This window comes from Aestuariivivens sediminis, from assembly GCF_022662105.1.
GTDB classification, from domain to species: domain Bacteria; phylum Bacteroidota; class Bacteroidia; order Flavobacteriales; family Flavobacteriaceae; genus Aestuariivivens; species Aestuariivivens sediminis.
On sequence record NZ_JAKMCP010000002.1, the window covers coordinates 653,950 to 666,164 of the forward strand.

At 42.8% G+C, this 12,215-nt stretch carries 7 protein-coding genes; 3 read left to right on the top strand and 4 right to left on the bottom strand.

What is annotated here, in order from left to right:
* Positions 1-110: 110 nt before the first annotated feature.
* The 4 genes from MR054_RS07115 to MR054_RS07130 form a co-directional block, all read right to left on the bottom strand.
* Positions 111-2,417 carry a glycoside hydrolase family 65 protein gene (locus MR054_RS07115; protein WP_242157166.1) on the bottom strand — a complete coding sequence of 769 codons (2,307 nt, stop codon included), beginning with the start codon at positions 2,415-2,417 and terminating at the stop codon, positions 111-113.
* A gap of 19 nt (positions 2,418-2,436) precedes the next feature.
* The gene (gene pgmB / locus MR054_RS07120) at positions 2,437-3,090 is read right to left on the bottom strand and encodes a beta-phosphoglucomutase (protein WP_338081512.1); all 654 of its coding nucleotides are present in this window, start codon (positions 3,088-3,090) and stop codon (positions 2,437-2,439) included.
* The gene (locus MR054_RS07125; RefSeq protein WP_242157168.1) at positions 3,091-4,611 is read right to left on the bottom strand and encodes an MFS transporter; all 1,521 of its coding nucleotides are present in this window, start codon (positions 4,609-4,611) and stop codon (positions 3,091-3,093) included.
* Between the two features lie 133 nt (positions 4,612-4,744).
* Positions 4,745-5,818: a LacI family DNA-binding transcriptional regulator gene (locus MR054_RS07130; RefSeq protein ID WP_242157169.1), complete on the bottom strand. Its 1,074-nt coding sequence runs from the start codon at positions 5,816-5,818 to the stop codon at positions 4,745-4,747.
* A 252-nt stretch (positions 5,819-6,070) separates the two neighbouring features.
* Here MR054_RS07130 and MR054_RS07135 point away from each other — a divergent pair, with 252 nt between their 5' ends.
* Genes MR054_RS07135 through MR054_RS07145 form a run of 3 tightly spaced genes read left to right on the top strand, consistent with a single transcriptional unit; the run spans position 6,071 to position 12,158 of the window.
* Positions 6,071-9,244 carry a SusC/RagA family TonB-linked outer membrane protein gene (locus MR054_RS07135; protein ID WP_242157170.1) on the top strand — a complete coding sequence of 1,058 codons (3,174 nt, stop codon included), beginning with the start codon at positions 6,071-6,073 and terminating at the stop codon, positions 9,242-9,244.
* Positions 9,245-9,255: 11 nt separating this feature from the next.
* Positions 9,256-10,803, top strand: a complete 1,548-nt coding sequence (locus MR054_RS07140) for a RagB/SusD family nutrient uptake outer membrane protein (protein ID WP_338081513.1) — start codon at positions 9,256-9,258, stop codon at positions 10,801-10,803.
* Between the two features lie 11 nt (positions 10,804-10,814).
* Positions 10,815-12,158 (top strand): SusF/SusE family carbohydrate-binding protein, encoded by a 1,344-nt coding sequence (locus MR054_RS07145; protein ID WP_242157171.1) that lies wholly within the window; start codon positions 10,815-10,817, stop codon positions 12,156-12,158.
* Positions 12,159-12,215: the final 57 nt, after the last annotated feature.

Here is a 12,215-nt window from a genome sequence, read left to right on the forward strand (position 1 = left end):
TCTTAAGGCATATACAGCCTGTATTAAAGCGAACAATTTCCTATATCCAAACCAATTTCCCCGACATCACCTGGATGTGCTTAAATTTTTTCATCAGGGTTCTTGGTCATTTACACGGTAACCAAACTATGGGGTTCAATGATTACCAAAGCATCATTTACTTTCAATGGTAAGGGGGTATTCCCCTCCAATTCGAAGGTGGTGCCTTGCTGGCAAACATTCACTTTTAAGATTTGATTTCTAAAATTGACCTTGAACGAATAGGCCTCCCATTGTTTCGGGATCCTGGGTGTAAAGCACAAGGTGTTATCCTTAACCCGCATGCCTCCAAATCCTTCAACAATACTCATCCATGTTCCTGCCATGGAAGTAATGTGCAATCCTTCATGGACTTCATGGTTGTAATCATCCAAATCCAGTCTCGAGGTTCTTAAATACAAGGTGTAGGCCTGCTCCAATCTGCCTAGTTTTGCGGCCTGAATACTATGCACACAGGGGGACAGGGAGCTTTCGTGAACGGTAAAGGGCTCATAAAAATCGAAATGGCGTTCCAACTCCTCGTCGGAAAATTGATCTTCAAAAAAGTAAAACCCTTGTAGCGTATCTGCTTGTTTGATATAAGGTGAACGCAAAATACGGTCCCAGCTCCATTTTTGGTTAATGGGTCTTTGCGATGGCAGTAATTGATCTGCGGTAACCCATTCCTTATCTAAAAAGCCGTCCTGTTGCAAATAGACTCCATGCTTCTCCGAGTATGGGAAATACATGTTATCCGCCACGGCCTTCCAAAGGGCCACTTCCTTTTTAGTGAGCTTTACTTTCTTTCCTATTCTTAAAAAGTCTTCGGGATATTCGGCTTCTACCTTACTCAAGTTTTCAATGGTATAATTAATACACCATCGGGCCAAATAATTAGTATACCAGTTATTGTTTACGTTGTTCTCGTATTCATTGGGTCCGGTTACGCCTAAAATAACATATTGCTTTTTAGGCTGGGAATAGGTTGCACGTTGTTGCCAAAATCGGGCAATGGCTATTAACACTTCCAATCCCTTTTCCGGGATATAACGATAATCGCCGGTAAAGCGACAATAATTGTGCATGGCAAAGGCTATGGCCCCATTACGATGTATTTCTTCAAAAGTAATTTCCCATTCGTTATGACATTCTTCACCATTCATGGTTACCATGGGATACAATGCCGCCCCTTGGGTGAATCCTAATTTTTCGGCATTTTCAATGGCTTTCCCCAAATGGTTATACCGGTATTCCAACAGGGCTCTCGCAACCTTCTGGTCCTTGGTGGCCATATAAAATGGAATGCAATAGGCTTCGGTATCCCAATAGGTACTTCCCCCATATTTTTCTCCCGTAAACCCTTTAGGTCCAATGTTCAATCTGGAATCTTTACCCAAATAGGTTTGGTTCAACTGAAAAATATTGAACCGAATGCCCTGCTGAGCCTTAACATCTCCCGTAATGGTGATATCAGACATACTCCAAATAGTAGCCCAGATTTGTTTTTGGTCTTCCAATAAGGCATAAAATCCTTTGGTCGTGGCCAGGTTCAATGCCTTTTGGGCTGCCGATACCAGCTTGGTTTTATCATGGTTTCTATCTACGGTATAGCCTCCATATTTATGTATGGTGAATCGCTCGCCCCGCTTAACCGAATAGGTGTACGTAAAGGTCAATCTGCTGTCTGTGGCATCAACTTTGGGCAATGCGTCCATGGATTGGTCGTTTACGAATAACTTGGATTCCATGAAGGTACACACGTGAAATGCGGTTTTCATGGTTTTGGCCTCTATAAACCCTTGGTTGGCATCATGACTGACCTTTAGGATATCCCAAAATTGGTCATCCCAGTTGGTGTCCTCGTTAGTGATCCCCGAATCCAAGTAAGGTTCAAAAACAATATCGGCGTCCTTGTTTAAGGGTATTACTTCATAAGCAATTGCTCCTATCTCGTCTGCCTCCAAACTCAGAAACCGTTTGGTCCTTACCTGAACCCGTATTTTATTTTTCAAGGTGGCCGTAAAACTTCTGGACAACCAACCCTCCTTCATATTGAGCTCCCTTTTAAAGTGCTCTACCTTCTTACAGGCAAATAAATCTAAAACTTCACCGTTAATGGTTACGTTAATGCCAATCCAATTGGGAGCATTCAGTACTTTGGCAAAATAATCCGGATAGCCATTTTTCCACCAGCCCACACGGGTTTTATCGGGATAATACACCCCAGCGACATAGCTTCCCCGAAAAGTGGGTCCGGAATACTGTTCTTCAAAGTTGGCACGCTGACCCATAGCCCCGTTACCAATACTGAATAAACTCTCCGACGATTTTACACGCTCAGGGACAAAGCCCTCTTCTATGATCGACCAATTATCTGGTTTTATATAATTTTGATTCATTATTATCAGTTCTTTTTTCTTAAATAAGGGCTGTAAAGAACCCTTCTGTTATTTCAGTTAAATGGTTAACATTATAATCTGCTGCTTTGAGCGTCTCCTTATGGCCAACGCCAACAGCAATCATTTGGGCCTTATGGGCTGCCTCAATACCGGCTATGGCATCTTCAAAGACAATACATTGATAAGGGGAACGGTGGAGCAGTTGTGCTCCCAATAAAAATACTTCAGGATCCGGTTTCGCCTTGGTAACACTATTTCCGTCAACAATACCCTTAAACCGGTCAAAGAGGTTGACTTGTTTTAAAATGAGTGCCGCGTTTTTACTGGCGGATCCGAGAACATAAGGAATGGCCAGGCGGTCTAACAAATCTAAAAGCGGGGTTACTCCAGGTAGGATTTCTTCGGGACCCATTTTTGCAATAAAGCTCAAATAGTCCTTATTTTTTTGTTCCAAAACCAATTTTCTTTGGGCTTGTGACAGGGTGACGCGACCCAATTCCAATAGGATGTCCAAGGACTTTTCACGACTCACCCCTTTTAAACGTTCATTATGAGTTTCCGTAAATGTAATGTCCAATTCATCCGCCAACGTTTTCCACGCTAAATAATGGTATTTTGCGGTATCCACAATAACCCCGTCCAAATCGAATATGACGCCTAATTTATTCATCATTTATGCGGCTTCTTCTGTAATATCCACGGCGGCTTTATCATCTACCCTTAGGGTTAAAAAGCCCGCTAAAATCATGGATACCCCTCCTGTGATAAGGGCATAGATAGGTTGTGAATTAAACACATTGGAAACGATAAACCCTAAAATGGTGGCCGCTACCATTTGGGGGATAACGATAAAGAAATTAAACACCCCCATATAATACCCCATTTTGTTGGATGGCAAGGCTCCCGTTAACATCGCATAGGGAATCGAAAGAATACTGGCCCAAGCCATTCCAATGCCTATCATGGATACAATTAACATCTGCGGTGATTTGAAAAAATATACGGAAATTAACCCCAGGCCACCAGCCACTAAGGCCATCAGGTGCGTGAGTTTTCTACTTGTCCTTTTTGCCACAACAGGCAGTACAAACGCCACCAGTGCAGCCACGCCATTGTAAACGGCAAACAGGACGGTTACCCAGTCGGCCCCATCATTATACAACTTTGAAGTCACATCGGAGGTCCCATAAACATGGCTTGTTACCGCTTGAGTAGTATAGATCCACATGGAAAAGAGTGCAAACCAGGAAAAAAATTGAACGGAGGCCAGTTGCTTCATGGTTTTTGGCATATAAATTAAATCGGTCATGATGATAACAAACCCGTTACGCCCCCGCGCTTTTCTCACAAAGGAGGCCAACACAAAGAGCAATCCTACAACAAGAATACCAACCACCAGAACGTACAACTCTTTTTCAAGATCCAAATACACCAGTCCAGAGGTTAACACCATCCCCAGCACGGTCATCACCATCCCATAGTTGAATAATTTTTTTATTCTTCTTTGGTTTTCTTCAGGTGACATGACTATGGTTTCGCTCGCATTTTGTTTCTCAAAGGCTTCCATTTCCTCGGGGGAATACTCTTTGGAGCGTATCACTGTCCATAAAACGGCCACAAAAAACACAAAAGCGCCAAGGTAAAACGACCATTTCACCGAATCCGGAATAATACCTTCCGGAGCGGTATTGCTAATGCCCAACCAATTGGTAAATACATAGGGCATCATCGAACCCACAACAGCACCCACCCCAATAAAAAAGCTTTGCATGGCAAATCCCAGGGTGCGCTGATCTGCCGGTAGATTATCCCCAACAAATGCCCTGAATGGTTCCATGGAAATATTTATGGAGGCATCCATAATCCACAGCATACCGGCAGCAATCCATAAGGAAGGGGAATTGGGCATAACACATAAGGCCAAAGAGGCTAAAACGGCCCCTACCAGGAAATAAGGTCTTCGTCTGCCCAGGCTGGTCCAGGTTCTGTCGCTAAAATACCCTACAATGGGCTGCACCACTAAGCCGGTTACCGGAGCAGCGATCCAAAGAATTGGAATGTCTTCAACTTGAGCACCAAGGGTTTCAAAAATTCTGGAAGTGTTTGCATTCTGTAGTGCAAAACCGAATTGAATTCCCAAAAATCCGAAACTCATGTTCCAGATTTCCCAGAAACTTAATTTACGCTTTTCCATAAAATAGTATGTTTATATTAATACTATTTGATAAGCGATATTAACTTATCAAAACTTACACGTGAGAAGTGAAAATATAAGTTTTGATCTTGCCAAAGATATAAAAGATTTTTTGTTTTTTGCAAATAAAAAATTATTTCGTAGATTCTCTCTTAATAATTTCGGTCTCTATAACCACCTTTATAAAATCAGATTTCCCCCCGCCATCACCCATATATTGACTAGATTCCGCATCCATTGCCTCGAGCCTGTCGATTAGCAAATTAGCGGCTTGCTCACCCATTTTTTGACCATGTTGGCTTACTGTGGTCAGACTTGGGGTAGCGTGTTTAGACAGGACGCCATCTGTAAATCCAATAACCTGAATATCGTCTGGAATATGACGTCCCAATTTGCGGGCCACCTTCATTGCGGTAACCGCATACAATTCGTTTACTGCAAAAACGCCATCTATGCTTGGATTTAACTTAAAAAAATGCGCTATCTCGTTTTCTAAATCCTCCAGCTGGTGTTCTACGTTCAAATTATCTTCTATCTTTAGGATTAACTGAGGATTCGCTTCCATTTTATTCAATTGCAAGGCTTCAATATAGCCCTGGGTACGTAAGCGTCCCACGCTCACATAATCGACCGTGGTAATCAGGGCGATATTTTTACAGCCATTTTCCAAAAGTAATTTTACAGCTTTAACAGCTCCATTAAAATCGTCGACAACAACCTTATCGCAGAGCACGTCGTTAACCACGCGATCGAACATGACAATGGGAATGCCTTGCTGAATGGTGGCGTTAAAATGATGGTAATCCTGCTTCAATAAGGTTTCTTTGGAAATGGATAAGATAAACCCATCAATACTGCCGTTTGCCAGCATTTCCATGTTTATAATTTCCTTGGCAAAGGATTCGTTGGATAATCCAACAATCACATTATACCCGCGACGATTGGCAATCAATTCAATACCCCGAATAACTGTCGAGAAAAAATGATGAACAATTTCCGGAATGAGGATCCCAATGGTTTTGGTCTTTCTGTTCTTTAAACTCAGTGCAATATTATTGGGTCGGTAATTGTAGAGTTTCGCAAAAGCCTGGATTTTTTGTGTGGTATCTTCACTTATTTCCTTACTCCCACTAAGCGCCTTGGACACCGTAGAGACCGAGACGTCCAATTCCCTTGCAATTTGCTTTAAAGTAATCTTTCTTTTCACCCCTTAATAATTCATTTCTAAAGTAGGCAATTATTATCATGTTTTCATGAAGATTTGCAAAAAAAATAATGCTATAACTATGCGATATTATTGATTTTTTTGGCAAATACTAAAAAGTTTTCAACACGAAAACGTTTTCGCTAAATATTTCGTAATTCGTAATTATTTTTTAACATTTCCTTTACATATGTTTGATGCGAGAAGTGAGAATATAACTAAGTACTATTCAAAAGACATTTTAAACTAACTCGTATGAAAACAACTACTACTAGTTTACTGTTTTTTCTGTTATTGGCACCCCTATTGATGTTGGGGCAAAATTTGGTAACAGGAACGGTAATCGAACAATCAACCTCCATACCACTTCCGGGCGTTAATGTTTTGGTTAAGGGAACCTCAACAGGGACGGCGACCGACTTTGACGGTAATTATCAATTGGAAGTCAACGAGGGTGATGTTATTTTATTTTCTTATGTCGGGTATCAATCCCAGGAAATTACGTTTTCCGGTCAGGCCACCATCGATGTGATGTTGGTAGAAGATGCTGCACAGCTGGACGAAATCGTAATCATTGGTTATGGTTCCGTAAAGAAAGAAGATTTAACGGGGTCTGTCGATGTGGTAACCTCAGACGACTTCAATCAAGGAGCCATGGTATCCCCGGATCAACTGCTTCAGGGTAAGGCTGCCGGTGTAAGAATTACAAGTGCCGGTGGGCAACCCGATGCCGCTCCCAATATTCGTATTCGTGGAGGGTCATCGCTTTCCGGAAATAACTCACCGCTTATTGTTATTGACGGTGTCCCTTTGGATAACGGAGGGATTGCGGGTGTAGGCAATCCATTAAGCCTCATCAACCCTAACGACATTGAAAGTTTCAGTATCCTCAAGGATGCTTCGGCTACCGCTATTTATGGTTCCAGAGCCTCCAATGGGGTGCTTATCATTACTACTAAAAAAGGGACTTCGGGTGAAGCTAAATTTAATTTTTCGGCCAGAACATCCCTGAGTAACATCAGTGCCCGGGACCAAATTGAGGTCATGGACGGTAATACCTTTGTTCGCTTTGTGGAAACCTATTTCCCGGATAGCATGGATGCCATAGGTGTTCCTGTAGGATCGGTGGTCACCAACGAGCAAGTGGCCCAAGTGATTAGCACACCTAGTGGGAACCGAGCCATATACAATACCAATTGGCAAGACGCCATTTATAGAACGGCGGTAACCAAAGACTATAACTTTGGTGTTCGTGCCAATTTATTTGAAAAAATTCCGTTTCGAGCCTCCCTTGGTTACAACGAGACCGAAGGTGTTGTAAAAACAAACGATTATGAAAGGATAACGGCGTCCGTTAGAATTTCACCCAAGTTCTTTGACGACCATTTAAAGGTGGATATCAATGCTAAAGGGACTTCTGTAGAAAAGAATTCGGTAGATGAAGGGGGTGCCATTGGTGGTGCCGTATCCATGGATCCCACAAAACCCATTTATGATGCCAACTCGATTTTTGGGGGTTACTACCAGCAGTTAAGACCTTCCGATCATCCTAATGCGCCTAACGAAAAAGTGGGATCTACCAATCCCCTAGCTGTATTGCTTCAACGAACCAGACCGGAAGAAGTAGACCGCCTTTTAGGTAATATCGAGTTAGACTATAAATTCCATCCCCTTCCGGAATTACGAGCGGTTGTAAATTTGGGAGTGGAAGCTTCCAGGGCAAAAATCGGTGAGTTTTACAGAGATGGTGCCGTGAACAGTTATACGCAAGTGAGTAGTGCCGACCCTAACGATCCCTTACCAACGGGCACCTACATTCTTCAACCGGGGCAAAGTTTTGGGGAAAACCAACACATTACCAATACTACCATGGAATCGTACCTGGCCTATAGAAAAGAATTCGATAATTTCTTTATTCATAATTTCGATATACAAGCAGGGTATTCGTATCAGAACTTTAAAAATGATGGTAACAAAAAGGAATACACCAGCGATCCCGCGTACAGTGCCGACCTGGAAGAAGACGAATACGATTTGGACAATGATGGCATTACGGGCGACCGCGTGCGAAACATCAACCCCAACAATCCCAACAATCGGTATTTTAATGAGGTGAACCTGCAATCCTTTTTTGGTCGTGTGAATGTAAATTTAGCAAACCGCTATTTATTAACCGCTTCATTTAGAGCCGATGCCTCCTCCTTCTTTACCAAAGAAAACCGTTGGGGCTATTTTCCATCGGCGGCTTTAGCCTGGAAGGCCAAAGAAGAACCCTTCTTACAGGAGGTTAATTTTATCAACGATTTTAAAATTCGTTTGGGCTGGGGACAAACCGGACAGCAAGATGTGTCGGGACAAGTAGGGTTTTATCCTTCCATCCCCTTATTTGAAATCGGAGGCCAACAGAGTCAATACATAAGTGGCGTTAATCTTTATAACGCCCTGGAGTTTAATCCCGATCTAACCTGGGAGAAAACCACCACCTATAACGCCGGAGTAGATTTCGATTTCTTCAATAACAGCATTTTATCAGGATCGTTTGATATTTTCTTACGGGAAACCACCGATTTGTTGGTATTAACAGGTGTGCCTCCCGGGCAGGCCTTAAGTGACCAGGTGATTCAGAATGTGGGGGAAACCGAAAGCAAAGGTTTCGAATTGAACCTTAACCTCAACCCGGTACAAACGGATGAGGTGAGATTGTCCTTAAACGGTAACCTCTCCTATAACATTACCGAAGTGGTCGATTTACAAGGTGTGGAACGTATTACCGTTAATAAGGATGAGGCCAGACTGGATACCGGAACCGGTAACTTCTTACTCAGACATGCCGTTGGCGAGCAAGCCGGATCGGCATGGGTTCTAAAACAGGTGTATGATGTGAATGGCGATCCCATTCTAGGGTCTTTTGTGGATTTGGACGGGGATGGCAGTATCACAGACGACGACCGATACTATAAGCCCATGCAACCCAATTGGACCTTTGGTCTTGGGTTTACCTTAAACTATAAAAATTGGGAACTCAGTTCCAGTCTGAGAGGTCAGTTGGATGGATACATCTACAACTCCAGAAGACTATCACAGGGCGCTATTAATAATGCGACCTCCCTGGACGGCAACTCCCTATTCAATCAATTGAATTTCTTTACTGGAGCAGCCAACCCCGTTTTTACAAACATATTGGACCCGGTCCAGTACTCCGATTACTTTATTGAAGGGTCCTCCTTTTTAAGATGCGAAAACATTGTATTGGCTCACACCCTTAGTCAGGTTATTAAAAATGCCACTCTAAGGGTATATGGTGCCGTAAACAATCCATTTATCATTACCAATTATACAGGACAGGATCCCGAGAATTTTGCAGGCATAGATAAAAACTTCTATCCACGGGCTACTATCTATAATTTGGGTGTAACTATTGATTTTTAAATAAGACGACTATGAAAAATAACATGTTTAAATTATTTCTTGTTCTATTCGTTATCAGCACCTCAACTATAGGCTGTACCAGCGATTTAGACACAGAACCTTTAATTGAGCTATCACTCGACGAGCTTTTGCAACGCGATCCCGATGCCGTTGAAGGCATTTTATCCAGACTTTATGGATCCTTCGCCCTTTCCGGGGCTCAAGGTGCATCAAGTTCGGATATTAGTGACGATGCTGGTGAATCTCCATTTTTAAGAGGGATCATCAACCTCCAGGATTTCTCTGCCGATGCCATGAAAAACCGTTGGGGCGATAATGGTTTGGACCAGTTGACCACTACCAGCGACTGGAATCCGGAAAATAAATTCTTTAGGTATTTATACAATAGAATATACTTTACCATTCCACAGTGTAATAATTTGCTATCCATATTACCGAATGTGGATGTAGACAATAAAGAGGGTATCATTTCAGAAGTCCGATTCATTAGGGCACTGGCCTACTACTATTTAATTGATGTCTTTGGAAAAGGCGTGAAAGCCACCGAAGAAAATTACGGGCAGACCGAATCGCTTCCGGAAGTGGGTCGAGACGAATTATTCGAATATGTAAAAACCGAATTAGAGGACATTGAGCCACTCATTCCGGCTTCGAATACCTATGGAAGGGCTACCAGAGGTGCCGTTCAAATGCTTTTGGCTAAATTATACCTTAATGCCAAAGTGTATATTGGAGAGGAGCATTTTGATAAAGCTGCTGAATATTCCAATAAGGTGATCACAGAGGGGAACTACAGCTTGGCACCCGATTTCGTAAGTGTGTTTTCAGGAGATAACAATACGTCTCCGGAAATCATATTCCCGCTTATTGCCGATGCGACGGTAAGCCAGAGTTTTGGGAACACCACTTACATCGTGAACGGTAGTTTAAATTCCGCGACCATGCCACTGGCCGATTTTGGAGCCACCGAAGGTTGGGGCGGCCACAGATCGAGCAAAGCCTGGTATGGTTTGTTTGGGGATTTGGACACCTCTACCGACGATCGTGCAAAACTGTTTTGGACCGAGGGGCACAACTACGAAATGGAGGATTATAAAACATGGGTCGATGGGTATCCATCCATAAAATTTAGAAACTCCAATTTTTCGGGAGGCACCACCGCAACCAGTTTCTCAGGTACCGATTTCCCCTTATTCAGATTGGCCGACGCTTATCTTATCTATGCCGAGTGCGCCGTAAGAAATGCCCCGGGTACCGATAAGAATACGGCCGTAGAATACGTAAACAAAGTACGGAATCGATCGCATGCCAGCAGCATTACTCAAAGTGATTTAACCGAACAGTTTATTATCGATGAACGGGGCAGGGAATTAAACTTTGAAGGGCATAGACGAACCGATTTAATTCGCTTTAACATGTTTACGGGAGGGTCTTATCTCTGGCCCTGGAAAGGTGGCGTAAAAGACGGCGTTGCCATTCCCGACAACTACAAACTGTTCCCCATTCCGTCATCGGCCTTACAAGCCAATCCCAATTTACAACAAAACCCAGGATACTAAAACTCAATACAATGAAAAAAAATATAACATATTTGTCGCTTTTAATTATCGCTTTATTAAGCTTTAATTCCTGTGATCAGGAAGATGATCTCGTGTTCACAGCTCAAGAACCTGTTGAAGGCGTAAGCTTTTCCAATAGCTTTTCGGAAGAATATATATTAAATAAAAATGCCTCGGGTAACCTTGGTGAACGCTTTACCTGGGAGGATGCCGATTTTGGCGTTCCCACCAATGTGTCTTACGAACTGGAAAACTCTATTATTGGTAATTTTACGGATGCCACAACCGTTGGAACAACCGATGGCAATGAGCTTGCCGTAACCATAGGCAAAATGTTAACCCTTGCAGCCGCTGCAGGGCTTGACGATGATCCCGATACACCCGAACCCAATATGGGCAAACTGTATTTTAGGTTAAAGGCCTTCGTTGGCACGGAAGGGTTACCAACCTATTCTGCGGTACAGGAATTAAACGTTACCATCCCAGAAATAATAGTGGGTGGTGGTGCTTTTGAAATTTCTTCATGGGGAGTTGTAGGTTCCGGTTATAATAACTGGGGTGCCTTTGAAGATTCCCCGTTCTATACCACTGGTGACAGTGGTGTGCTAGCCGCCTATGTAACCTTGGTGGATGGTGAAATTAAATTTAGGGAAAACAACGACTGGACCAATAACTTTGGAGATACCGGAGCAGATGGCGTTTTAGATGCCGGCGGTGATAATATTGTCGTTACTGCAGGAACGTACAAAATTATCTTTAATACCAACGACAATACGTACGCCATTGATCCTTATAGTTGGGGCATTGTAGGTTCTGGTTATAACGATTGGGGAGGAGCCGGTCCGGATGCGAAATTCTATTACGATTACACTACAGATACCTTTAAAGTGAGCGTCCAATTATTGGATGGCGAAATTAAGTTTAGATTGAATAATGCCTGGGACACCAATTATGGTGATACAGGAGCCGATGGTGCCTTGGATGCCGGTGGGGACAACATTGTCTCTACTGCAGGTCATTATAACATTACCTTGGATTTTAATGCCAATACATTTACTATGGAATCTGCTAATGTACTGGGTATTGTAGGCTCCGGTTATAACGATTGGGGTGGTGACGGTCCAGATTTTAGCATCTCTCAAGTACGGCCAGATGAATATGTGGGTCATATTGTAACCTTAGTTGACGGTGAAATTAAATTTAGGGCAAACAATGCATGGGATACCAATTATGGTGATACCGGAGCTGATGGTACATTGGATGCCGGTGGCGATAACATTATAGTTACCGCAGGTGATTATCATGTGAATCTCAATTTGGCCGATGGCACCTATGCCCTCAACAAAGTGCAATAATTCATTCAAACAACAACAAAAAGGGCAGCATGAGTCTGCCCTTTTTAAACCCTAAAC

Bases quoted from the DNA above. Each gene is read 5' to 3' on its own strand.
- MR054_RS07115 (WP_242157166.1), bottom strand. From the start codon at position 2,417: ATGAATCAAAATTATATAAAACCAGATAATTGGTCGATCATAGAAGAG.
- pgmB (WP_338081512.1), bottom strand. From the start codon at position 3,090: ATGATGAATAAATTAGGCGTCATATTCGATTTGGACGGGGTTATTGTG.
- MR054_RS07125 (WP_242157168.1), bottom strand. From the start codon at position 4,611: ATGGAAAAGCGTAAATTAAGTTTCTGGGAAATCTGGAACATGAGTTTC.
- MR054_RS07135 (WP_242157170.1), top strand. From the start codon at position 6,071: ATGAAAACAACTACTACTAGTTTACTGTTTTTTCTGTTATTGGCACCC.
- MR054_RS07140 (WP_338081513.1), top strand. From the start codon at position 9,256: ATGAAAAATAACATGTTTAAATTATTTCTTGTTCTATTCGTTATCAGC.
- MR054_RS07145 (WP_242157171.1), top strand. From the start codon at position 10,815: ATGAAAAAAAATATAACATATTTGTCGCTTTTAATTATCGCTTTATTA.